The sequence below is a fragment of the Sphingobacterium sp. GQ94 genome, from assembly GCF_059758715.1.
The window spans coordinates 166,017-192,214 of sequence record NZ_JCAXEC010000005.1 but is presented as its reverse complement, the minus strand read 5'-3'; the positions used below and the strand labels follow the sequence as shown (position 1 = coordinate 192,214).

The 26,198-nt window shown below is 38.0% G+C and carries 14 protein-coding genes; 2 read left to right on the top strand and 12 right to left on the bottom strand.

Going from position 1 to position 26,198, the window contains the following annotated elements:
* Positions 1-27 precede the first annotated feature (27 nt).
* Entirely contained in the window at positions 28-2,640 is a 2,613-nt protein-coding gene (locus AC6CHH_RS07145) for an FtsK/SpoIIIE family DNA translocase (RefSeq protein WP_498281243.1), read from the top strand.
* 2 nt (positions 2,641-2,642) lie between these two features.
* Complete coding sequence (lolA1, locus tag AC6CHH_RS07140) at positions 2,643-3,284, top strand: outer membrane lipoprotein periplasmic chaperone LolA1 (RefSeq protein ID WP_498281241.1); 642 nt, start codon at positions 2,643-2,645, stop codon at positions 3,282-3,284.
* An 86-nt stretch (positions 3,285-3,370) separates the two neighbouring features.
* On the opposite strand, the gene AC6CHH_RS07135 is transcribed toward lolA1, so the two are convergent.
* From AC6CHH_RS07135 to AC6CHH_RS07080, 12 genes are all read right to left on the bottom strand, one after another.
* The gene (locus AC6CHH_RS07135) at positions 3,371-5,116 is read right to left on the bottom strand and encodes a hypothetical protein (protein ID WP_498281239.1); all 1,746 of its coding nucleotides are present in this window, start codon (positions 5,114-5,116) and stop codon (positions 3,371-3,373) included.
* An 89-nt stretch (positions 5,117-5,205) separates the two neighbouring features.
* A complete protein-coding gene (locus tag AC6CHH_RS07130) occupies positions 5,206-7,029 on the bottom strand; it encodes a glycoside hydrolase family 71/99 protein (protein WP_498281237.1) in 1,824 nt (607 codons plus the stop codon).
* 35 nt (positions 7,030-7,064) lie between these two features.
* Complete coding sequence (locus AC6CHH_RS07125) at positions 7,065-8,540, bottom strand: hypothetical protein (protein ID WP_498281235.1); 1,476 nt, start codon at positions 8,538-8,540, stop codon at positions 7,065-7,067.
* A 93-nt stretch (positions 8,541-8,633) separates the two neighbouring features.
* Entirely contained in the window at positions 8,634-10,913 is a 2,280-nt protein-coding gene (locus tag AC6CHH_RS07120; protein WP_498281233.1) for a RagB/SusD family nutrient uptake outer membrane protein, read from the bottom strand.
* 10 nt (positions 10,914-10,923) lie between these two features.
* Positions 10,924-13,995, bottom strand: coding sequence for a SusC/RagA family TonB-linked outer membrane protein (locus AC6CHH_RS07115; RefSeq protein WP_498281231.1), 3,072 nt, complete (start codon positions 13,993-13,995; stop codon positions 10,924-10,926).
* A 20-nt stretch (positions 13,996-14,015) separates the two neighbouring features.
* Positions 14,016-15,839, bottom strand: coding sequence for a RagB/SusD family nutrient uptake outer membrane protein (locus AC6CHH_RS07110; RefSeq protein WP_498281228.1), 1,824 nt, complete (start codon positions 15,837-15,839; stop codon positions 14,016-14,018).
* A gap of 21 nt (positions 15,840-15,860) precedes the next feature.
* Complete coding sequence (locus AC6CHH_RS07105; RefSeq protein WP_498281226.1) at positions 15,861-18,995, bottom strand: SusC/RagA family TonB-linked outer membrane protein; 3,135 nt, start codon at positions 18,993-18,995, stop codon at positions 15,861-15,863.
* Between the two features lie 500 nt (positions 18,996-19,495).
* Positions 19,496-20,851 (bottom strand): FGGY-family carbohydrate kinase, encoded by a 1,356-nt coding sequence (locus AC6CHH_RS07100; protein ID WP_498281224.1) that lies wholly within the window; start codon positions 20,849-20,851, stop codon positions 19,496-19,498.
* Between the two features lie 9 nt (positions 20,852-20,860).
* Positions 20,861-22,135: a sugar isomerase gene (locus AC6CHH_RS07095; RefSeq protein WP_498281221.1), complete on the bottom strand. Its 1,275-nt coding sequence runs from the start codon at positions 22,133-22,135 to the stop codon at positions 20,861-20,863.
* Positions 22,136-22,162: 27 nt separating this feature from the next.
* Positions 22,163-24,277, bottom strand: coding sequence for a bifunctional aldolase/short-chain dehydrogenase (locus AC6CHH_RS07090; protein WP_498281218.1), 2,115 nt, complete (start codon positions 24,275-24,277; stop codon positions 22,163-22,165).
* 12 nt (positions 24,278-24,289) lie between these two features.
* Entirely contained in the window at positions 24,290-25,366 is a 1,077-nt protein-coding gene (gene rhaT, locus AC6CHH_RS07085; protein ID WP_498281216.1) for an L-rhamnose/proton symporter RhaT, read from the bottom strand.
* Between the two features lie 202 nt (positions 25,367-25,568).
* On the bottom strand, positions 25,569-26,198 hold the full coding sequence (locus tag AC6CHH_RS07080; protein ID WP_498281213.1) for a 3-oxoacid CoA-transferase subunit B: 630 nt from the start codon (positions 26,196-26,198) through the stop codon (positions 25,569-25,571).

The following is a 26,198-nucleotide window of genomic DNA, read 5'->3' as shown; positions in this document are numbered from 1 at the left end:
TGTAAGAAAGAAAATAGCGTCATTTACATGGCTAAACTAAATACATTTAAAAACGGCAGTGGGATTTCAAGGTCAAAAAAGGCAAAAAACACCACTATTTCATATCAATCCAGGAGAAAGACGAAGTCTTTTGATCAGTTTAATTTTTCAGAAGGTCAACGAAAGGCTCTGAAAATATTAGGTTTGTTTTTACTCCTATTAGCTGGTTTATTTACGGTAGCGTTTGTTTCCTACCTCTTCACTTGGAAATCGGATCAAAGCTATATTGCAATGAGTAATGGGGGCTGGGGTACCCTGCTACAGACTTCACAAGAACTTAATCAGGAATCCACCGATATTCCTATAGTTCAGAACAAACTTGGAAAATTCGGTGCCCTATTAGCAAACCAATTTATATATGAGTGGTTTGGAGTCGCCTCCTTCTTATTCATAATTTTATTGTTTGTAACAGGATATAAATTTTTATACAAAAGATCAATTTTACCGGTCTGGAAAACAGCAATATATACTTCTGTTTCCATTGTTTTACTTTCCATTACGTTCGGTTTTATTCAAGACTTCATCTCCAACACTCCGCATATTTTAGAGGGAAAATTTGGCTTTTGGACCAATAAAATCTTGAATTCTCAAATTGGAACATTCGGAACAGCTGGGTTATTAATTTTCATTATCCTCACCGCCCTTGTGTTAATTTATAACTTGGATTTACGTTTTTCATTTGGTGCAAATAAAGAGGAAGAATTCCAAGAAGACCTATTGGAGGAAGAGGAAGATTTGAGTACAAACCAGCAAAGTAACCGAATCAATACGAATAAAAATGACGTTGTTTCTCATAGTTATCCAGCTTATGGAAATAAAGAGGTAAAAGAAGAATCAGGTTTTAAGAATATTGAATTCGATAGCAATCAGGAAAATACTGTTTCACTCCCAATATCAACCAATAACCTGAAATCAAATACATCCTTTGACCCTCAAAGGGAGGGAAAAGAAATTGAATTTAGTATTGAAGAGCCAGTGCAAACCGAATCAACCGTTCAGGAAATTATTACCCCTAATTTGGTTGTGGAAAAAGTTATTGAAGAAAAATCTATTTCTTCCAATGATTTGGTCGAAAAATTTGGAGAATATGACCCGAAATTAGATTTATCAGGATATCAATACCCAGGATTAGATTTATTAAAAGATTATGGTACAGGAAAAATAACCATAAACCAACAAGAACTCGAAGGAAACAAAAATAGGATTGTAGAAACCCTGCGAAACTACAATATAGAAATTGAGCATATTAAAGCAACTATAGGGCCTACTGTTACCCTATATGAGATTATTCCAAAACCAGGTGTGCGGATTTCAAAAATCAAAAACCTGGAAGATGACATCGCCTTAAGTCTTGCAGCCTTAGGTATACGTATTATCGCCCCTATGCCAGGAAAGGGAACCATTGGAATTGAAGTACCTAGCAGTACCCCAGAAATGGTTTCTATGCGTTCTATTTTGGCCACTGAAAAATATCAAAAGACGGATATGGATCTACCTATTGCATTAGGAAAGACCATCTCCAATGAAGTCTATATTGCTGATTTAGCAAAAATGCCTCACTTATTGGTAGCTGGGGCTACGGGACAGGGTAAATCAGTTGGTATCAATGCTATTTTAACCTCTCTTCTATTCAAAAAGCATCCTGCTGAATTAAAATTTGTACTGGTCGATCCAAAAAAAGTTGAACTCTCTCTATTCAAAAAAATTGAAAGACACTTTTTGGCTAAACTTCCGAATGATGATGATGCTATAATCACGGATACCAAAAAGGTAATCAACACATTAAATTCACTTTGTATTGAAATGGATCAACGTTATGATCTGTTGAAAAATGCTCAGGTGCGTAATTTAAAAGAATATAATGTAAAATTTATCAATCGACGATTAAACCCTGAGGAGGGTCATCGATTCTTACCCTTTATTGTTCTTATAATTGATGAGTTTGCCGACTTGATGATGACAGCTGGTAAAGAAGTAGAAACTCCGATCGCCCGATTAGCACAGTTGGCCCGTGCCGTTGGTATTCACTTGGTCATTGCAACACAAAGGCCATCTGTAAATATTATAACAGGTACTATCAAAGCCAACTTTCCAGCACGTTTGGCCTTCCGGGTTTTATCTAAAGTGGATTCTAGAACCATATTAGATAGTGGAGGTGCCGATCAACTGATTGGCCGTGGAGACATGCTTCTATCAACCGGAAGTGATCTGATCCGTATACAATGTGCCTTTGTAGACACACCTGAAGTAGATCAGATTTCAGACTTTATCGGATCCCAGCGTGGATATCCTTCCGCACATCTTCTACCAGAATATGTAGATCAGAATGGGGAAGGTAGTGAAGGATTAAGTTTTGATTTAGCAGATAGGGATCAGCTTTTTGAGGATGCTGCTCGGCTAATCGTTATGCATCAACAAGGCTCAACATCTTTAATACAGCGAAAGTTAAAATTAGGCTATAACCGCGCTGGAAGAATAATCGATCAATTGGAATCAGCAGGAATTGTTGGAGCCTTTGAAGGTAGCAAAGCCCGTGAGGTACTTTACCCAGACGAATATTCCTTAGAACAATATTTGGAAACATTAAGAAAAGAGAATTAAAGATGATTAAATTTTTATATGTATTAATGAGTTTGTCTTGGGCTGGAATAGTTCTTGGACAAGACAAAGAAGCAAAAAATCTGTTGGACCAAGTCTCTAACAAGTATGATGGGTATCAGACATTGCAATCTACCTTTACTTTTAAAGTAGTACCTGTAGATGGTGAGGCTTATAGTGATCAAGGACAATTATTTCTAAATAAATCTTCTTCTCAATATAAAATAACTTTACCTACTCAAGATCTTATTTCAGATGGGAAGTCGGTTTGGTCGGTGTTAAAACAGGACAAAGAAGTTCAGGTATCTGAGGCAGAAAACAATGCACAAAACATTGGTCCAAATAATATATTTACTTTTTATAAAAGTGGATATAATTTCATAAATCTGGCCAGTGAAAGCAGCAAAACTGGTGAAAAAGTAAGTGTTATTGAGCTCACCCCAATCAAAGAAAACAGCAATTACAGCAAGATTAAATTACGTATAAATAAGAACTTGCATATCCAGGATGTAACCATCCAAGATAAATCCGGAGCTAGATATACCTACCAAATCGATGCCTTGTATGTCAACCACAAGATACCAAGTTCAACTTTTAAATTTCAACAGAATAAGTATCCAGCATTCGAAATTGTTGACTTAAGGTAACTTTTTAAACTGAACTCAAAATGATTTTAGTGGATGAACACACGGTGACCGAAAATCATTAAAGTATGCAATTAGAGCAACTTTTATTACTCAACGGAAACCGTTAAGTTCATTCGGCCACCAGGTGCGGCATCTCCATTAACATACCAATCCAAAGGATCGTCTTTGAGCATATTGTCAGACCATTTAAATTCAATCTTGTAGTTCTTATTAGGTAAATTCACCATACTCAATGGAACTCGGATTAATAATGCGTTCTCCGACAGTTCAAAATCTAACGTATGTACATCTAGCCAAGCCCCGTTTTGGAAGCGTTGAAAACGATTTCCTTGAATTATGCGCACATCATAGCCATGCCAACCTGATGAATAGTTTTCATCCACGTTTAACCAAAGTGTCATCCAGTTCTCTTTCGATCGAGGTGAAAGAGGATTAGCAGTTTGCGCGAAAAAACCCAATTCAGTCTCCCCAGCAATCAATTTAATTTTTGTCAAATCGTTCCTGCCGGATTGGTTAAGATACACAACTGAAGGTTCAGATTGCGCACCAGGATGATTCCGATCTAATATATCACCTATGTAGTCTATATAAATAGGTTGTACATTCTCCCAAGAGTTAAGAACAGGAACCTGTTTTTGCTTTTTCAAAACGGTGTTTTTTTCACTCCCTTTGTACCTTAGAATATTAGATACCATTTGTAAGTAATAATTATCCTTTAGTCCAGCCGTAAAAGTCGGTTCAAGGTCACGACTATATTCCGCGTTTGCCTGGTCAACAAAGTGAGCATGATCTTTTTGCTCATCTGTGCGACTCCATTTACCGGCAATCCATTCATTCCAACCAGTTATAAATACAAATGGGACATTTTGACTAAGCGCAAAATCCCACTGCTCCTGAATATTATAACCATAATAAATATCTTTTTCAGGATTTCCAGGAGAGCCTTTCCTGTAGCTTCTACCCCAATTGCCCGCCTTGCCGTAAAAGGCGGAACCGCCCATAGATGCATCTAAATTTGGGTGTTGGGAAGCAGAAACATTTACAATTTCGCGTTGCCCTTTATGATTTTTATACACTTTTTGAGGTCTTTGAAATTCAATCCAAGGCCAACCATTGATTTTCTCAGGTTCATTGGGCCATTGGGATTCACGAATAGTAAAAAACTTCTCATAATTTCTGCCTTTGGCATCTTTTGATATGCCTATGATGAGAGGCTTGCCTTCTAGGTAGAACCAATTTTCTTTAATCTGTGAGTCTAAATTAGGAGCATAAAATTGATCATAGATTTCCTGCATTGCATCTGCTGAGGAGGAGTTTGTATAGAAAACTATTTTAGGTGCTGCTTTCCCTTGTTTACGGACCTGATCCATAGCCTTTAGTAGCACATTTACCTGGGTTGCATAAGTCAAACGATTTGTCGCATCAATAATAAGAAAATCAACTTGTGCGTCTGTCAGCAATTGAATATTTTTCAGATGAACCCAATAGTCATCTCCACGATAATATCCGTAAATTGATTCGCCCCAAAAATAATACTTTCCGGCTCCTTTAGAACCACCACCCCAATTTGGGTGATAAAAATCATGAAATACTTCAGGATAATACTGATAAATTTTACTTAAGTCCCAATTCACTTCCGAAGTAGGAGAACCAGAATCTCCTTGCCATAAGAAATAAAATATGCCCACTTGTTTATTTAGTTTCTTACTTCCCACTTCTTCAAACTGTGGTACAATCCTGCCAATATCATCCACTGCAGAGAAGGGCTGTCCATGAAGGGTTGTCCAGAAAAAAATAATTCCTACAAAAAAAATACAACTAAAATATTTCATAAGCGAATACGTGATCTTGAGTATAAATGCAGAGGATGTTATTCTCATGTCCTTAAGGAACATCCCTGTATGTTTTATTGGTAAAAAAACTAATTGGTTTGATAAACAAAATTAAATCTAGCCCCAGGAGCGGTGTCACCGTTGACATAAAAATCCATTATATTACCGTTTTCTTGCATGTTGTCATTCCATTTGAATTCAAAATTTATTTTGTCCTTTTCAAAACCGAAAATCTCCTGGGAAATACCTAGGGCTAGTTTATTGTTATGAATCTTCATTTGACCATGACCTGCCACTTCCCACTCCCACCTGCCTCCAATATTTTTCTCGATTAGAATTTTATTCTTATTTGGACTTTTTCGATTGATAATATAGTCATACCCATTCCAGCCGGTTTGTTTATTCCGATCCACATCTATAAATAACATCATCCAATTTCGATCGCTTGAAGGGCTTAACTTCTGAAAAGTCTCAACAAAGAAAAAGATATCCTGGTCATCTCGAGCGACCTTAGCTCCCACAATATCGTTCCTACCGGTTTCATTTACATAAAATTCACTATATCGACCTTCATGATTTCTATGTAGAGTGTTCCCTTTATAATGCTGAAAATAAGGCAATACCTCATCCCATAGCGATATATTGTCTAAGTTTATCGATTGGGGACCAGACACTTTTTCTTTAGTATCCATACCTTTGAACTTACGAACATTATCGATTAATTGTAGGTAATATACATCCCCTTTATCTCCCCATCCTTTATTTGGTTCAATGTCACGGCTATGTTCCCAATCATATTGATCAACAAATGAAAATGGATCACCAGTCCAGCTGTGCTCTGGTAACCATTGTCCTGCAATATATTCGTTCCAACCAGTCACAAATACCAATTCAGGATCCAATTCGAAAGCACGATCCCATTGTTCTTGAAAATTCCAGCCGTATAGATAACCGTCTACACGCGGATCAAATCCATTTTTATAGCTGAAACTGCGGCCATAGGTGCCTGGTAGATTAAAGGCACTACAATGTCCATTGGTAGAAGGTCCCGCATTTTGAGCTACACCAACGGTAACCTGCTCGAAGTTTCCTTTGTTATTGGGTATATATCCATGTTGTGGATAATTCTCCAACCATCCCCATTGATCCTTTCTTTTGGGTCCATCTACATAGTCCGGTTGACCAGGTCGAAAAGTAAAAAATGAGGCAATCTCAGCATCTATACCTGTTTTCTCCAAATTATCTGGATAGGCCATGATACAAGGTTTTCCTTTCCAATTAAACCAAAGGTTCTCGTAGCGCGCAGGTTCATAAATATCCTTATAGAGTTTTCGTAATGAAACCGCAGAATGAGGAACGGGACCAAAGGGAAGCATGAACGCTATTTTAGGTACATTGACACCATCTTTTTGTGCTTGATCCCAAACTTTTAAAAGTACTTCATAGGATTCCTCCCAGGTCAGGCTACCGTTGGTGCAATCAAAGAACACCACGTCAATATTGGCATCAGCGAGCATTTCGGCATGTTTTCGTAACACCCAGGGATCCGTTGTCTTATAATATCCAAATAAGGGTTGCTCCCAAAAAAAGAACCCAGGTTTTTTATTTCCCCATGCTGGATGATTATAATCTTTCATCGCCATTGGGTTATCTCGTAAAATTTCAGTAATGTTTTTAATCTGGTAAGACTTATCATCATTACCCTGATGCCAAGTCCAATAAAACATGGCAACTACTTTATCCTTCTTCTTGGATCCTGCTTGCTCAATGGCTGCAGCCTTTCTTCCCAATGCATCCGTAAATGCCCATTGATCACTACTAACAAAAGGTACCTTTTGTCCAAAAGTTAATTGGGCGAAGAATCCGGAAAAGAAGACAAATAGTAAACAAGCATTTTTCATAATTGGGGTCATTTTTGGATTTGTAAAAGGGTTTGATTTTTTGAATCTTATTTCGCTAATTTTATATGTGAAACCTTTGCCTTTCCAGGGTCAGAAAATATTATTTTCATATTCTTCATCGCACCATTATATTGCGAATTTTCATCAAGATCAATTCTAATCTTTCGATTTTTCCCATCCGCAAGAATCTTCTTTCTTATGGTGAGTATCTCCTTTTTGGGATATTGGTCTGCCTTTTTTTCCTGCTCTACTTTTACATCAAATTTACCTTCAGACCAGTTTAGCCAATCCGTAAAATCCGAGAAACCTACAGGTTGTATCTCTACGCGCAACTCTATGGCATTACTTTCCGAAAAGAAGGATCCTTCAATTTCCAAATATGGGTTGTCTTCAGCCTTCCAAAAAGTAACTGGGCCGGCTAAGGCACCCCCTTTATTGAAATCGATATCCAATACACCTTTCCACGGAAATCCCGAATCTTTCATTTCATTAATAAAATACCAATCACTACGGTCATGCGAAAATTTCCACTCAGGATTTACCTTTACTTGCCAATTGTCTTTTGCATAACCTCGAATATCCTCTAAGGATCCTAAAATCAACGCTGTCTGATAAGTCCACTGGATATTATGATCAAGAATTTGTTTGCCAACAGGAGCTATATGTCCAGTTTGGACATCCTTCTCTGCTCCAAATCCCTTATGCGCTTTATTGGGATGAAATCCACCATTAAAGGTCATCACTCGAGGTTGAAACACACCTATCCCGTAGCCTTGATCATCCATTAAGGCAACCCAGTTCTCAGGAGTATAAAAATTAACCCAAGGCCAACCTTTTTCATCATTTTTATCAACAATAATCGTTGTTGGCTGGTCCTTGAAAGGTTGATCTCCTAAATAGGATACCAATTTATACCACGGTCCATTTGTATAAACTGCAGGCATTTCCTGCATACAGGCCATATATTGCGTAGTGTCTGAGCGCTTATTAACAATGGTAGACTCCATGGTAATTACGTTATTTTTCAACGTGTAAAGCGTGTGAAACTCACATTCACCCGCAACGCCAGTTTTATGAGGCCATTGCATGGGAATACTCCTAACCAAGACTGCATTCTTACCTATCTTCTTATAAGATATAACTTTAGCACGATGTCCACCTGCATCTCCAGATTGAATGGGATTCCATCCTAGAGCAGACCATTCAGGTGTAGGCGTTTCACCATTGGGTCCAATATATGGCCACGGACCGCTATAGAAAGACATCTGAATTTGTCTTCCCCAATCATAACTATTGATCATATTCTCACCGCCATTTTGTTGGTCGGACAAATACGTAATCGCTCCCCCCAGATTTAAGTCTATTCCAAGTTTTATTCTATCATTTTCAATAAACAACATCGATGTATCCGAGCCTAAAGAATTCAGAGACAAAAAACCATTGTTCAATCGAGCGTCTGAATGAGCGTTAGACACTATTACAAAGAAATAAAAGAATAACAAAAAATACTGATTCTTAATCATGTAGATCTATTTTTTAGTTGAATTATAATCGAATTGCCGATACTCAAGGAAAGGCCTATGTCGATCTATCCATCTAATGCAATTAAAATTAATTTACCAACCTGGATTCTGCCAAATCTGACCGGTTAATGCCTCCATTTTCGAAGCTTCAACCTCACTCAAAGGAAATAACAAGTATTTCAAGGCATCAGTGCCTCGTTCTTTAAGTTTAATTCGTGAATATGTATACCCATCCCCTGTTTTGGTGATTTTCATTCCAGTAACAAACTTATCGGTTTGAGCCAAAATTTTCCAACGTCGAACATCGAAAAAGCGATGCTCTTCAAAAGCCAATTCAACTTGCCTTTCATTTCGATACCTATTTTGGAAATTTTCTTTTGATAAACCTGTAGGAAGCAATGGCATTTCAGCTCTAGCTCGAATTGCATTTACCGCATCCCTAGCAGAAAGTGCTGAACCTCCACTAGCTTTACTCGGTACCGAAACATCGGGGCCAAATGCTTGATAGGCAGCTTCTGCAAAATTTAAGTACAATTCTCCTAGCCTAAAAATTTTCATCAAACCATCTCCATCTACATTTACATTTGATTTGTAGTTATTGAATTTCCTTAAATAATATCCTGTACGAGTAAATTTAGTTTCTGTGATATTACTTGAAATACCGCTGTTTCCGCCGACGAAAGTTTCAACTGGGGTTTGCGCTGGTGGTGGTGTGAAACTTTCAATCTGGAAATTCTTGATGGTAATAGAATATCCAGCACCTGAAGTTAAATCAAAACGTAAAAAATGTTCCTCAGCAGGTTGACCACCATTTGAATTGACACCAAAACCCCAATTCGTGATTGCTGTAGAAAGGTCATATTCAAATCTCTTCCAATCATCAGCCTGTTCAATCGTAATGTTTTCTCCGCTTGAGACCCCTCCGGCAGGTCCGCCTGCAACGCAGTAAAAAAATTCTGCATTACTCACTTTTTGATTACTCTTGTATTCGAAACTAATCACTCTTTTTTCACCAGGAGCCAGTGTTTTTCCCAATTTACTACTAAATATCCAAGGATCACTTGAGGTTGTTGTTAATGTCGTTTGAGCACCATCAGACGATACTGAGACATTGTTTAATGTGGAAGTAAAACCAAGTGGATATAAATTTTTTTCAATATTGCCCGAAGTCAAAGAACGTGGAGCATTATTGTAATAAATTGAGGCATAAAAACGAGGGTCGCGTCCCTGGTAGGGATTGGTAGGGTCATAGCCTGAATTTGAATTAATGATTGGTTGCAAATGCGAAGGATCTGTGTATCCTAAAATTGGCATCTCCCCTGTGGCTTTCATACCATAAGCATCCACTAATTCTTGTGATGGCCCGGCTCCTGCTTTTTCAGCACCTTCAGTGATGGGTGTACCTGCGAATTTCCAAACGTTGGTCCGATTAGATGTGGTTTCATAAATGGTTTCCTTATCAACGGAGCGACTTGGATCTGAGCGAAGAATAAAATAAAATGCATATGCATTTTGAGCGACATCTTCCGCAGGTTTAGTATCGAATAATTCAAAACCATGTGCTAGACATTGATCTAAAGCTTCTTTTGTGATCTCTGCTGTTTTCTCCCAAGTATATTTACTCTCGGGTGTGAACCATAATGGACTAGAAGCATACAATGCTGCTTGAGATTTAATCGCATAGGCGAAGGCACGGGTCAGACGTCCTCTTTCATTATCGCTAATATTCCAGCGAAATCCAACCGTTGAAACACCACTCTCAGGAAGCGCTAAAGCTGCGTCACAATCCTCTAAAATAAAATCAATACACTCCTCAAAAGTAGCACGCTTATCCTGAGTGAAATCATGAGTAACCTCATAAGGCGTCTTGATGATTGGTACGCCTCCGTACCGCTTAATTAATTGCAAATATAAATAAGCGCGAACAACGTAGATTTCACCAATCCAACCATTTTTCTCTTGTTCGTCAATATGAGCAGTTGCAATATTAGGGTCTTGTATACTGGTTAAAAACGTATTGCACTTGCGGATTCCTTGGAAATAATGACTCCATTCATAATTTCCATTTGTAGGGTTATTGGTCGATGAGGTCCTATTGTTATACCAATCATTCACATTTCCTGAAACCCCATCACTAGCATCATGTGCTTCATCACTAAAAGAAGCCAGTGGTGTTTTTCCGTTCTGATAGGTAAAACCTACTTGTGGAATATAATTTAGACAGGATTGAAAATAATTCCTTGTTCTTTGATAATTGCTAAACATATCATTAACAGTCATCCTTCCATCTGAAGGTAGATCCAAATCTGCACAACTTTCTAGAGAAAAAAGGGCAATGATTATGACAAATATTCTTAAAGTATTTTTCTTCATGATCTTCATATTAAAAATTTGCACTTAAACCAAGATTAAAAACTCGGAATGGTTGAAAAGTTGTCAGGCTTCCAATTTCTGGGTCAACATAATCAGATTGCATGTGATGAATCGTGAATAAATTCTGAATATTGAGTGCCAAACGAATTCTATCAGAATTTATCTTTTGAGAAATTTTTTGAGGGAAAATATAGGCCAAGCCAACATTCCGCAAACGTAAATAGGAACGGTTGTTTAAGAAAAAATCACTATTAAGATGGTTGGAAGAAGGAGAAAGCGATAACGCAGGGTAACTAATCTGCTCCCCAGAGGCGTAGCGTTCAGGTGTCCAAGCCGCTAAATGAATATCATTAAAAATACCCCGACTTCCATTTTCATAAGCTCCAACACCGCTCAAAAATTGAGAAGTACGACTCACACCGTGAATCAGGAATGAAAACTCCCAATTCTTCAGATTAAATCCACCAGAGATACTGTATTCTTGTTCGGGTAATCTAGCATATCCCAAGGGTGATTCATCCTTTACATCAATAATACCGTCTTTATTTAAATCTTTATAAATCAAATCACCAACACGAGGAGAACCAAAGGAATAGGTTAAGCCTGAATTATCAAGCTCATCTTGAGAATTAAACATCCCATTTCCATTACTGCGATCAACTTGATATCCCCATAATTGATTTAAAGAATAACCTTGTTTACGGTAAGCATAAGCATAATCATCTCCTAAATTTGCCTCATTGATATTGATTATTTTATTTTTGGCCTGCATGAAATTTGCCCCCAAAAACATGGAAAAATCCTTTGAAAAATGCTTATTGTAACTTATTGCAATCTCCATACCCTTATTTTCCATTCTTCCTTCATTAAGTTTTGGATAGTAATTCAGAGGAATACCCTGATATTCAGGAAGTTTAGCGCTACTATTGATCAACATATTATCCACTTTATTCGAAAAATAATCAACGTTTAAAGTAAATGAATTCAAAAAACCAACATCCAATCCCAAGTTGGTCTTTTTAATTCTTTCTGCTGCTAACGCAGGATTTCCGCGTTCAAGTTCCGAACCATCAGAACGAATATTATCCAAATAAAGAAATCTAGAATCCCCCAATTGGTCGCTACCATTAATCCCATAAGAAGCTCTCAATTTTAACAAGCTGATCAAGTCGGTCGAAAAGAAATCCTCCTTTGATAGTATCCAAGCTCCAGAAATTGCTGGATTAATGGTAAATCTGTTGTCAGGATGAAACTGTTCAGAGCCAGAATATGCTATATCTCCTTTCAGAAAATAACGATCTTTGTAACCGTATAAAGTTGTGAATCCAAAATTCTGACGTAGATAAGGTAATACCAAATTGGACGTTCCCAAACCTTCTTTCTCTTGTTTAAGATAATAGGTATGTAGGGTTGCATCGATCGAATGATCACCAAAGTGTCGCTTGTAATCCAAACTACCAAATAAATTCAGGTAATAGAAAAACACAGAACTTTTGTTGTACGATAAATTCGTATTTTCAAATGTTTTATATTGTGAGAACTCATCAAGCTTTGAGAGATCGCTGCCTCTTAAGACCCTCATATAGTTTTGATTAGTTCCGGTTTCATTTCTTACATAGGTTTGGTAAGCCATACCGCCACTCGCCGATAAGCCTTTGGTTAAAAATGACATATCCAATTTCAAGCCTGTCTGCGCGATAACATTCGTTTCAATAACCGTACGATATCCTGATCTGTTTAGCATTCCATAGGGAGAATTATCGATTCCATCCAAGGTGATAACTTGGTTACTCAACTCAGGGTGTCCCTCGATTGTAGGGGATAATGGTCCATACATGCTTGAGGGATGTTTGAATATCTCACTATAAACGTTCCATCCTATGTTTCCTCCTGCTAATACTTCCCTTTTCAAATTACCCGTTAACCGCATATATCCTGACAGATAATCATTGAATTTGACATCCATATTGGTACGAAAGTTCCCCATATTTACCTTTGGTGTAGGGTCATATTTACGGTCTGGTTCATCAGTCACAATCAAGGGTTCCTGTTGATTAATGAAACTTAAATTGGAAAAATATCGAAATTTATCCGATCCTCCAGAAACATTCACACCCAGACGCTGTCTATTGACAAGATCCTTCACATACTGATCAAACCAATTATTATTTGGATATCCTGGATCTTGACCTGATCTGAACAAATCAATTTGTTCCTGGGAATATTGAGAAAAATCTCCTAGCCCATCTCTACTACCCGCTTGGTTTCTTAATTCAGCATACTGAGTGGAATTAATAAACAATGGTCTTCGTGTCATTTGTTGTATAGAATAATCAGCATACCCTTCAACATTCAATTTTCCATTATGTCCACGTTTTGTCGTAATATTGATTACCCCTGAGGAGCCTTGTATGCCATATGCTGCAGTAGCAGATGCATCCTTTAACACTGAAACACTCTGAATTTCCTTTGGAGATATAAATTCAATATACTGAGTTGGAGCAAGGACTCCATCAATAATAATTAAAGGAGAGCTACCATTCACCGAGGAGCTCCCTCGAATTGTTTTGCTGGTATTTCCGTATCCAAAGAAGGTAAGTTCGGCAATATTGGATACCACCGTTAAACCGGAAAGACGACCTTGAAGTGTTTCCGAGAGTACATTAGAGGGTGAGTTATTTAGCTCCTCTCCAGAGACTGAAGAGACAGCGCCAGTGATAGATTCTCTAGAGTAAGTCTTATATCCAAAATTCACTGATCCCCCCATATGGTGCGGATCAAAAGCCAATGTAATTATTTTCTTGTTTAACAAATCCTTTTCGGAGATCCGGGAATTTAAATACCCTGGTGCTGAAATGATTATGAATTTACCTTTAAATTCTTCTGAGATTTCAAACAAGCCGTCTTCGGCGGTTTGACGATGAAATTGTCCATCTAGCGTTTCAACCAAAGCTCCTTTTATGGGTTGATTATAGATATTAACAATCTTCTTTTGTGAATTAAGTGTGTCTTGAGCGAACAAGGGTACTGATATTATAAAACTTATAATACTCAACACAATACAATTTATATTTATCTTCATGATATACATAGCTTATGAAATTACCAACCTGGGTTCTGCCATTTAACACCTGTAACAGATTCAAGCGTTGAGGCTTCGTTTAAAGGAAGAGGTAATAAAAGATCTCTGGTTTGCCATCCCCCTCTTGGATTCGCTGATATGTTCCGCCTTTTATAGGTTAAACTTCCATCTCCATTTTTGGTAATCATCATGGCCGTAAAGAATTTACTGGTTGAACTTAGATCTCCTGTTGGTTCTTGCCATCGTCTAAGATCAAAATAACGTTGTTCCTCCCAAGCCAATTCAACTCTTCTTTCATTGCGAATACGAAGTATTAAGTCTTCTTTTGAGAGAGACGAAGGAAATCCAGGCATACCCGAACGTGCACGCACCTCATTTGCAGCAGCCCTTGCCTGTTCCAGATGTCCTGCTTCGGCTGCTGCCTCTGCTAAATCAAGAAGGGTTTCACCCAATCTATAATATTTCCAATTTGAATTGTTAATACCATTATTTCCACTCGCTCCCGGAGTGGTCATTTTGCATTGATAATAACCAGTCCTTGAGGATACGCGATTCGTAATATCAAAGCTAGGTTCGTGCTTCCCGCCTTGAAAAGTTTCAATTTCAACGGTTTTATTATCAAATAATATCTTGCTGCCATTATGCAAGACCGTCTGAGCGAATCGTGGATCCCGGTTAGCGTATGGATCATTGGGGTCATAAAGCGTATTATTTGGGTTATAATTCGGCTGCAAATGGTTTTCATCTAAATATGGCTTCTTCAAATCCAAGATAGGCGTCCCATCAATGGTCTCAAATGCATCCACTAACTCTTGCGTCGGAGAAGTCCCATTTTTATAAGTGTTTGCCATATTACTCCCTATATAGCCAATATGCCAAATAAAGACTGCACCAGATCTCACTTGAAAAATTGTTTCTTTATCCCTCGGAGAACCTGAATAATCTGCATCTTGACAAACGAGTTGGCGAAGTGCTGCTCCAGGATCATTACCAAACACATTCGGTTGAGTAGTTTTTGTAAATAATGTATAACCGTTTGCTTTTAGTTTCGAGACAGCGTCCGACGCAATTTTATAAGCTTCCTCCCAATTATTTTTACCCTCATTATGCAAAGGACTTGCAGCAAAAAGCATCGCTTTGGTTTTTAATGCTAAGGCCAATGCTTTGGTCATCCGCATTGCATCTCCAGGATTATCAATACGCCAAGGAAGATTTGGTTCAGCCAATGCGGCATCGCACTCAGCTTCAATAAATTTTGCAACATCATATACAGAAGAACGCGTTAATGTCGCAAAATCTGAATCAAAAGGAACGGTTGCATCAAGAATTGGAACTTTACCAAACCATTTAATCAATTCCATATAGAAGAAAGCACGTAACACACGAGCCTCTGCTTTAAATCTACCACGGTTGGATTCGGTATGAACTGCAGCCTTATCAATTAACTCAATAAATTGAGAGCACAATCTAATTTGTTTCCAAGAACGGGTCCAATAATCTGTGTTTGCAGAATTAGCATGTCCTTCGGCAGCATCCCTGATACTATGATTAGCTGCAGAATTATTATCCTGGTAAACGCCAGTGCTTGGAACTCCCTGTCCCTCATCTGAGGTATAGCCATCATCGCTGGCAGCAATAAGTAGAGATTCAAAAAACCAGTAGGTATAACCCTTTTGTGGTATATTATTATAGCAGGTATTCAGAAGAGCCTCAACTTTGTCAGGATCTGCCAAGACCTCATCCATTTGCATATTACCATCAGGTGCCATATCAAGGACATCAGAACAGCTGCTTAATAACAGCATTAAAGACAATATGATGAATGTTAAATGTCTATTTTTCATATCATGCGTTTGTTAATTGGTTTAAAAAGTAATATTAACGCCAAAATTGAACATCTTTGTCAGTGGATAAACCAATGATTGGTTTTGTTCAGGGTCAACGGTTTCAACGGGCATATTTTTCCAAGTAAATAAATTATTCCCGTTCAGATAAGCTCTTATTTGATCAACCCCTAAAGAATTTAAGAGTCTCTTAGGGATCCGATAACCAACCTCTAGAGATTTCAATCGTAAAAATGACCGGTCCATAATGAATACATTGTTGGGAACTTGACTAACTCCACTAGACATGCCTAATGCCGGATATAAAATCTCTTCTCCATTTTCGTATCGTTCAGCAGTCCAAGCCTGTTTATGCCAACCACTGTAAAAGCCCACAAGAGCAAATTCAGTTGTACCCCAACCAGATGTATATCTACTAGTTTGTCCCACCCCGGCAAATAGAAATGACAAATCAATATTCTTGTAGTTTAAGGTTCCCCCTAGGCCATAAGAAACCCTGGGAACCCCTGGATTACCAATAGGTACTAAATCGCGGTCATTTACAACACCATCTCCAGTTACGTCTACATATTTATAATCACCCAAGCCAGGGATACCGCCCATTTGGTATTCGGGAAGATTCGTTAATTCTTCTTCAGTATTGATATATCCATTACCATTATCATAATCAATTTGATAGCCAAAAGATTGACCTATACTGAAACCTGTAACACGATTTCTATACGCATAATCATCTCCATATTTCACCTCATCAAAGAATTTTACAATATTCTTATTGTAGGCATAATTTGCCCGGGCCAGAAAGGAGAAGTCTTGAGTAAAAGTCTTTTTGTAAACCACCTCAGCTTCAAACCCTTTATTCTCCACCTCACCTATATTCACTCGAGGAATGTTACCAAGCTCAATTCCTTGTAATTCAGGAATAGTTTTTCTGGAAATTAAAATCTTATCTCTATTTTCGTTAAAGAAATCAAAAGTAAACGTCAAAGATTTCATCAATTCTAAATCAATACCCAAGTTCTTCTTTTCGGCCTTCTCCCATTGCAACATCTCATTCCCCATTCGTCCTTGGTTAACCCCATTTCCAAGACCCAAACTTGGAATAGGTCCACCTCCCATATTGATAAAGCTTTGGTAGAGAAATCTATCATTTCCTAATTTATCATTTCCGGTTAGCCCATATGAAGCTCTAATTTTCAAATTAGTAATCAATTGATTATCCTTTAAAAATCCTTCGTTACTGGCCACCCAGCCAATTGAAAAAGCTGGAAATGAACCAAATCTATTGTTGGGAGCAAATTGTTCAGAACCGTTATAACCAAAGTTAATCTCAGCTAAATAGCGATTATCATAGTTATAGGTTGCCCTTGCGACTAACCCTAAAATATTGTAGGGCAAATCAGCTTGGTATAAATCCCAGTTATCTCGTTGAAAAAGAAACATCCCGGTCACGTTATGCTTTTGGAATGAGCGTGCATAATTTAAGGACGCTTGATAATTTGTATAATATCGAGTAGAGGCTCCTTTGGATAAACGTATCGCCTGATCTTGATTATTACGGATAGGAGAATAACCACTGGTTTGCTCCGCGTTTCGTGCTACAGTAAAAGCATAGGTATCCAAAGAACGGACACCTTGGATGACCGTGCTGGCCTGGCTATCGAATGCAATCATGCCTCGTGCAGATAGTCCTTTGGTAATAAAGTCCAGACCCCAATCTAAAGCAAATGAAGAATTCAAGTTATTGGTAGTCTCCTGCCTATATCCTCTACGGTTGATCTCTCCATAAGTATTTCTATCCTGACCTGACTGTGCTATTATTTCATTTTCAGGAACGCCGTACCCTAAGACGGTTACAGGGCCTGGATCAGTTGGAGGTGTTGCCCAAGTATAAGCAATCATATTTTCAACCATACCTGCCATGCTTCCCCCAAACAAATCTGCAGTTTGCGGACTGTTCATTCTTTCTAAATAAGTGGCAATATTTAAGGAAGCCTTTAGGTTTTTCGCAATGGAGTAGTCTATGTTACCCCGAAAGTTATATCGATTCATTTTATAACTAGGATCATACCCCAAAGAACTTTCTGGTTCTGTACGAAAATTTCCGCCTTGACCAATGTATCCTGCATTTAAGAAATATGTAAATCGATCTCCACCGCCATTGAAATTGGCATTAGCCCTAGTTTGTGGAGCCCAGTCTCTAAAATAATCATGGTAAACATCGCGATCAGGATAAAATACAGGATCCTCCCCACTACGGTATTTATCAATCATGTATTGTGTGAATGGCATCTGGTCTTCTGTGGCATTGGGTTGATCGTTTAAGAAGGCCTGGTTACGCAATTCTGCAAATTCCCAAGAATGCAATCGTTCTGCTTGGGAAAGAAATTTTTGATAACTCTGATCAACAGAAACACTTAATTCAGATTTACCAGGTTGTCCACGACGGGTAGTGATTAGAATAACACCATTTGCCCCTCGTACGCCAAAAACGGCAGTAGCAGAGGCATCTTTAAGTATACTGACCGATTCCACTTCATTGGGATCAAGTTTACTTATGTTTGAGCGTGGTACTCCATCAATAAGAATCAAGGGAGAGGCGTCGTTCACCGTCCCCAAGCCACGCAAGTATAAATTAACCACATCATTACCAGGTTGGCCTGAGCTCTGCATAGCAGTCAGACCTGGCAAACGACCAGCTAATGCTGCTGAAAGATTAGCAGCAGAACTTTGTTTCAAGTCTTTTGTTCCAATAGTGGAAATAGCCGCGGTAACAGAAACTTTCTTTTGCTGACCATAGGCCACAACCACCACCTCATCGATATCGTTGCCTTGTTTAATCAATTCAATAGGATACGTTTTTGAGGAGCTGACTTGTATTTCTTGATTTTGGTAACCGATCATACTAATTGAAATTTTCCCATTAGCCGGAATCTCAAGTTTGAAATAACCATCCTCGTCGCTTGAGGTAGCAATACTGCTATTAGAAAAACGCACGGTTGCCCCCGCCAGGGGTTCTTTTGACTGTGAATCGCGAATTGTTCCATCTATTTTCACCCCATTTTGAGCAAACAGGGCTGATCCTGCAAGCATTAGGAATAAAAGAATAAACAATGCAGGGAATCTCGAATGCTCTCGAAAAATTTGTCCTTTCATTTTATTTAGGTTAGTCAGATTAAAGATCAAGCTATTGTTGAATTTATTCAGGATTCAAGGATATCATCACTGTTCAGTATTTGATCTGTCTATAGAAATTTTTGAGCATTAAATAGTCAGAAAAATCTAAAACACAGCTCACATCTCTTATAAAGAATCTTAAAGTAAAAAACACAAACAACTAAAATCAGGAATATAATGGTTTAACAAAGCAATTATTTATCAATTACTTCTTAAGTATAAAAGTAGTTATAGTTAGATTTTTATGCATCCTGCACCATCCTGTAACAATATTTAAAAAACTGTAAATCAATATGTTAAATAAATAAAATTCCATAAAAAAAAGTTGATAATTTTACATGGAACATTAAAAACAAAGAAGCCCCTCTGGCGAGGAACTTCTTTGTGAATCAGGCAAGTTGATCACCTTGTGAAGAAGATCAGATCGCAGGAGCGATCTATAGATGTTGCCTATATATAAATTATTAACAAACCCATTTTTAAGTCCTGAAAAACCGAAGTTCAATCAGGTCATTGGGAATAGGTAAACTATTCCAATGTTCGTGAATCACTAGTGCCGCACCTATGGCCGTTGCTTGTGCCATTGAAGCAGCATATATTTCAATATGCGGATATTCTTGCGCCAAGAGATTCATGTAAATATTGTTTTTACTAAATCCACCATCAACAAAAATACGAGTGGTATTTTCTTGTGATAAAATTAGATTAGTTGATTTAATTTGCGCTTTTACCAAGTGCATAATCATAACATGGTAGGCGAAAATATAATCCGAAAATTGGCTCAAATCTACCTTTGAGAACGACTCAAGGTCCTCTGAAATTTGATTCATGTCAACAGATTTAACTATTTGCCTATTGATTTCCATATTGCGAAATTTTGCTGTAGTGACATCGAAAAAATCAGCAATTCTCTTAGATTGAACATCATGTTCATGGCCTGCAAAGAGTCTTGACGCTTTTACAGGAGTTCCAGCATAGGAAAGGTAGAAAAGGCAATCTTGTTCCAATTCCTTTTTCGTTAAAACAGAGTTGTTGAACGGATTTAACGAAATACACCATGTTCCAGTAGAAATTAAAACAAAAGGTTCATGAAAGTTTAATAAGTACGGAATCAAAGCTGCCGAACTATCGTGCAGACCGCCACCAATCTTAAAGGTACTTCCTGGAAAATTAGCTGCAAAGATTTCATCCGATTTCACAATCGGCGCCAATTTTTTATCGATCCCATGATCTAAAACCCATTGGTGATAGTGATGTTTATTAAAATCCCACAACGCAGTATGACAGCCAATACTGGTCATATCTGAATACATTTTACCCGAAAGTAAAAAACTAAGATACTGGGGCAAATGCAAAGCATATTTGACCCGTTCATAAAGCATTGGCCGCTCGTTTAATAATCGATATATCTGAAGGCCTGAATTTAGACTTCCTAAAACTGGAGAAGCTGTGCTTAAACTAAACTGCTCAGTGCCTCCAGCACTATCATGCAATGTTTGCATTAAATCCTCGGGATACTCTTTTAAATAATTATATAGCGGTGTTAAAGGTTGGCCATCCTCTGCGATATACACGAAACTTGCACCATAGGATGTAAAATTAATAGCCTTCACATCAAATTCAGTCTTTCGAAAAATCTCATGCAAGGAGTCAAAAACAGAAAGACGTAAACTTTCCAAGTTTTCACACAGGTCTCCATCTTCATCCTGAGTTTCCAAAAACCGCGCTGATTTCTCAAAAACAATTTGATAGTGCTCATCAAACAAAAAAAGCTTTTTGTTCGTTTTACCTACATCAAAAATAGCAACAACCGGTATTCTCTTCTTTTGGATCATCCTGATATTCTATAAACCTGTAGCTTTAGTGTTTGACCCTCTTTGCTTGATTAGCTCCTCTCGAATACCCAATTCATTAAAGAGACCAATTGGATCCAAAGCCGCTCCATTATTTAATCTTGCCTGAGCTACTAACGCACGTACATCCGTGCGGAAAGTGTCCTGTAAAATTTGCTGCGCGAGAACAATATCGTTGTTTTTTTGAGCCTGCGATAAAGCTACACGGTCTACAAGCAAAGCTTGCGCATAAGCAATCATAATCGCCTCAACAGATTGCAGTAAATCCACTAAAGGATCCTTTAAGTTATGAGAAGCATCAATCATCCACCCCAAACCGGTTGCATGATCCAAACCTCTTGCATCCATTCCCTCTACGAGTTCATTAAAAATCAAGAACAATTGATATGGCTTAATACTTCCAGCGGTCAAATCGTCATCAGCATACTTACTATCGTTAAAATGGAAACCGCCTAATTTACCTTCCATCAGCAACAAAGAAACAATTTGTTCAATGTTAGCATTGGGAAGATGGTGCCCCAAATCAACTAAAGTGTAGGCTTGAGGACCTAATTTATTTGCCAATAACAAGGATTGTCCCCAATCTCCTATAGTCATCGAATAAAAGTAGGGTTCAAAGGCTTTATATTCTATAAATAATTTCCAATCTTTCGGCAAATGTTTATATATTTCCTGTAAACTCTCCAATGTGTTTTGAAATGCCTGACGAAAATTCAATTGTCCTGGGAATGAAGAACCATCGGCCAGCCAAACTGTTAATGCTTTGGAACCCAAGGCAATTCCATGGTTAATCACTTCAATATTATGATCAACAGCTTGTTTTCTCACCTTAGGATCAACATGATGTAAGGATCCATATTTATAACTATACTCTTGTGTTTCTTGGTCCTGAAAAGTATTTGAGTTGACCGCATCAAACTGAAGATCATAACTGGCGGCTAATTCTTTTATTTTGCTGGCATCCTGGGGAATATCCCAAGGGATATGCAAGGAAATAGCTCCGCTGGATCTATTTAAGGCATGTAATAAACCTACGTCTTCAATTTTCTGCTCCAAATTACCTGGCTCCCCTTTCCCTGAAAAGCGTCCGAAACGCGTTCCTCCAGTTCCCAATGCCCAACTTGGGATAGCGATTTGAAATTTTTGAAGTTTTGCAACAATCTCTTCCGTTTGTGGTAACTCTTCACTGATAAATTTAAAGGCACGAGTATGTTTCGCCTCTAACGTTTTATTATGTTTAAGGATATCTTCACTATGAATTCTCATTGTTTTTCTAGTTTAATTTTTAAGCGACTAACGCACAAATGCCATTGCAACTCCCCCATCAACATTAATCACATTCCCTGTAGATTTATTCAATAAACCTCCAACTAATGCAAAACATGCATTTGCAATATCTTGAGGTAAAATAATTTCATTTAATAGGGTACGCTTAGCGTAGAATGCGGGTAATTCCTCCACTTTTACACCATATGCTTTTGCTCGGCCTTCAGCCCATCCTCCGGCCCAGATATTGCTATCAGAAATTACGGCATCTGGATTGACTACATTCACGCGGATCTTAGCGCTACCCAACTCAGCGGCATTCAGTCGGCTCAAGTGCAATTGTCCGGCTTTAGCGCTACCATATCCTGCATTATTAGGCCCACTAACAAGTGCATTTTTACTAACTACGTTAACGATATCTCCACCAATTTGCTGCGCTTTCATGACCTTTACAGACTCACGAGTAACAAAAAATTGCCCTTTAACCAAAACGTCATACAATAAATCAAGATCTTTAGCCGTATGTTCTTCAATCGATTTTGAAATGGACAATCCTGCATTATTCACCACAATATCAATCCCCCCAAAATACAAACTCGCGTTTTGGAATGCAGCAGTAATTTGATCTTCATTGGTGACATCTAAAGAGACAGATGCAACATTATCCTTACCAAATAATTCAACAAACTCTTTCTCAGCAGCCTGTAAACGCTCCGCATTCAAATCGTTTAGTAGCACAACAGCACCTTCTTGCGCAAATTTCTTAGCAATAGCCTTTCCAATTCCACCAGCACTACCGGTCACCATGGCGATCTTTCCAGAGAGTGCTTTCGGTTTAGGCATACGCTGTAATTTAGCCTCCTCCAATAACCAATATTCAATATTAAAGGCCTCCTGTCTAGGTAAAGAAGTATATTCACTAATTGCCTCAGATCCCTTCATTACGTTGATTGCATTCGTATAGAATTCGGCAGCAACCCTCGCGGTTTGTTTGTCCTTTGCAAATGCAAACATACCTACTCCAGGATAAATTATAATAACTGGATTTCTATCACGTATAGCAGGGCTATTAGGATGTTTACATGTTTCATAATAGTCTGTATACATCTGACGGTACGCCTCAAAAAGAGGTGTTATTTTATCCTTTACTTCCTGAATATCCGAAAGATCTTCTTGAGTTTGTAAGTTTAATATTAAGGGTTGAATCTTTGTCCTCAAAAAATGATCAGGACAACTGGTGCCCAACGGGGCAAGCTTGTCTAAATCATTGGAGTTAATAAATTCTAAAACCCGAGAATCATCCGTAAAATGTCCAATCATATGGCGTTCACTTGAACAAAAACCTCTTAAAATTGGTGCTATTTTAGTGGCTTGGCTTAAACGCTCTTCAGGCGATAAACTGTCTACTTTTTTCCCTCCAAACACGGGTCTTTGTTTACCAAAATTCTCTTCTAAATAATTAGCACAAGCTTCTATAACATCCAATGAATTAACATAACAGTCATATGCCGTATCCGCCCATGTAAATAAGCCATGTGAGCCTAACATAATTCCGCGAATTCCAGGATTCGCTTCCAGACATTCTCGAAGTTGTAACCCCAAATCAAATCCTGGTTTTTGCCAATCTACCCAACCAATTGTTCCTTTAAACAATTCTTTGGTAATCTTTTCTCCATCCTTAGCAGCTGCAATTGAAATGGCCGCATCGGGATGTAGGTGATCAATATGTTTGAAAGGAAGAAAACCGTGTAAAGGCGTATCAATTGAGGGTGCCTTCGAATTTAAATCAAAAATACAATGATTAAACAATTCCACCATTTCATCCTCATACTCAATACCTCGATATACATTTTCTAAATTGCGTAAACGATCTACATACAAAGCAGCAAGACCAGATTTTTTTAAGGTTCCAATATCACCTCCGGATCCTTTTATCCACATCACCTCTACCTTTTCACCTGTTAAAGGATCATTATCCATTACTTTACAGGAAGTGTTTCCACCTCCATAATTCGTAATTCTCAAATCCGAACCTAAAATGTTCGATCGATATAACAATAAAGCAACTTCATCCCCTTGCAAGGTTTGAGCATGCTCATCATTCCATAAATAGTTAACGTGCTTATATGTTTTCAAAGTCATAAATTTTTTAAGTTACACCTCTAATGTTTTAGCGAATCCCACAATACAGATAGACAGTATTATAACAGCTATCCCGGCTATAATAGCCCGATAGGTTGGTTTACTAACTCCTTTCCATTCCTTCAATACAATGCCCCATGCATTGGATATTAATATGATAAAAGCCATATGCAAGATCCAAGAGCTTGCTCCATTCCCTAAACGGCTCTCCCCCATTCCGTAAAAGAAGAACTGAAGGTACCAGGTTGTTCCAGCCACTGCACAAAGAAGAAAGTTTTTGGTCAACGGGCTTGAAGACTTACGATAGTCAGTATATGATTTGTTTTTAATCAATAAATACATACACCATAAGAAATTGGTCGTAAAACCACCCCAAAGAATTACAATATAGGTTACATTGTTTTGGAACAAAAATTCACCTTGATCTGGATTACTTGCTTTCCAAAGATCATTGGCTAGCTGAGCCATCGGCTTTCCGGATTCGATTCCGAAATTAAAACAAGCACTTAAAATCCCTGAAATAATAGCAACAATGATTCCTAGACCAAAATTATAATCTGCTTTTGCTTCTAAAGATATGCTACCTAGACTACGTTCTTTTAGTATTCCAGCCTTCGCACATAGATAAATCCCTATTATACAAACCAATAGGCCAATCATCACACAGATACCAGCTTGATTCGTAAAAAAATAATCTATACCGTGTTTATCTGGAGTTTTATTAAAATAAAAATAAATAGCTGGCATCAAGGATCCAAATACCATGCTCAACCCAAGAATAATACTGCTACCCAATGAGACACCAAGGTAGCGAACACCTAGGCCATACGTTAACCCGCCAATTCCCCAAAGCAAACCGAATAAAAAAGTATAACCTAAGGTACTTGCTTGAGCACTTTGAATAATCTCAGCAAAGCCGGGAATGGTAAGCCAAGCGGCAATTGGTGGAATAATGATCCAAGAAAACAATCCCCCTAGAATCCACATTGCCTCCCAAGACCAACCTTTAACTTTTTTATAAGGGACGTAAAAACTTCCCGATGCGAATCCTCCAATAAAATGAAACAAGACTCCTGCTAATGCATTCATAAACTTCTTTTAAATATATATGATTTAGGTTATAATATAAATCTAAGATATTCCAAATTTTAGAATCAACTGTTATGGACTGTCATGGGATTCCCTTTTTTTTTACGTATTTTTTTATTCGCTCGAATTCAAAAAAAGCATTGGAAAACATCCAATGCCTGAAATCACGCTAAAGAAAAATCAATGTGAAAGTTTATCTTCACTAAATAAATACTTTACCAGCTGTGCTCTGCCTAACCATATCCAAGGATACACCCTCGTGTAATTCAACCACTTTAAAGCCTCCTTGTTCCATTATATCAAAAACGCCAAGTTCGGTAACGATTTTTTTTACGCAACGTAAACCTGTTAAAGGAAGCGTACATTCTTTTAAAAGCTTTGATTCGCCTGCTTTATTTACATGCTGCATGGCAACTATAATATTCTCAGCGCTGGAAACAAGATCCATTGCCCCTCCCATTCCTTTGACCATTTTTCCAGGAATTTTCCAATTGGCGATATCTCCATTTTCAGAAACCTCCATGGCCCCAAGGATTGTCAAATTAATTTTCCGAGAGCGAATCATTCCAAAACTCATGGAAGAATCGAAAAAAGCCGAACCCGCAAGAGTAGTGATGGTTTGCTTGCCGGCATTAATCAAATCGGGATCTTCCTGCCCATCAAAAGGAAACGGTCCCATACCGAGTAAACCATTTTCGCTTTGTAGGACCACATGAATATCATCAGGAATATAGTTTGCCACCAATGTAGGAATGCCAATACCAAGGTTAACATAGTATCCATCCTTAATTTCCTTTGCAATACGCTTTGCAATTCCGTACTTATCTAACAT

Coding starts and splice junctions, on each gene's coding strand:
- AC6CHH_RS07145 (WP_498281243.1), top strand. CDS start 28: ATGGCTAAACTAAATACATTTAAAAACGGCAGTGGGATTTCAAGGTCA.
- lolA1 (WP_498281241.1), top strand. CDS start 2,643: ATGATTAAATTTTTATATGTATTAATGAGTTTGTCTTGGGCTGGAATA.
- AC6CHH_RS07135 (WP_498281239.1), bottom strand. CDS start 5,116: ATGAAATATTTTAGTTGTATTTTTTTTGTAGGAATTATTTTTTTCTGG.
- AC6CHH_RS07130 (WP_498281237.1), bottom strand. CDS start 7,029: ATGACCCCAATTATGAAAAATGCTTGTTTACTATTTGTCTTCTTTTCC.
- AC6CHH_RS07125 (WP_498281235.1), bottom strand. CDS start 8,540: ATGATTAAGAATCAGTATTTTTTGTTATTCTTTTATTTCTTTGTAATA.
- AC6CHH_RS07120 (WP_498281233.1), bottom strand. CDS start 10,913: ATGAAGAAAAATACTTTAAGAATATTTGTCATAATCATTGCCCTTTTT.
- AC6CHH_RS07115 (WP_498281231.1), bottom strand. CDS start 13,995: ATGAAGATAAATATAAATTGTATTGTGTTGAGTATTATAAGTTTTATA.
- AC6CHH_RS07110 (WP_498281228.1), bottom strand. CDS start 15,839: ATGAAAAATAGACATTTAACATTCATCATATTGTCTTTAATGCTGTTA.
- AC6CHH_RS07105 (WP_498281226.1), bottom strand. CDS start 18,995: ATGAAAGGACAAATTTTTCGAGAGCATTCGAGATTCCCTGCATTGTTT.
- AC6CHH_RS07100 (WP_498281224.1), bottom strand. CDS start 20,851: ATGATCCAAAAGAAGAGAATACCGGTTGTTGCTATTTTTGATGTAGGT.
- AC6CHH_RS07095 (WP_498281221.1), bottom strand. CDS start 22,135: ATGAGAATTCATAGTGAAGATATCCTTAAACATAATAAAACGTTAGAG.
- AC6CHH_RS07090 (WP_498281218.1), bottom strand. CDS start 24,277: ATGACTTTGAAAACATATAAGCACGTTAACTATTTATGGAATGATGAG.
- rhaT (WP_498281216.1), bottom strand. CDS start 25,366: ATGAATGCATTAGCAGGAGTCTTGTTTCATTTTATTGGAGGATTCGCA.
- AC6CHH_RS07080 (WP_498281213.1), bottom strand. CDS start 26,198: ATGTTAGATAAGTACGGAATTGCAAAGCGTATTGCAAAGGAAATTAAG.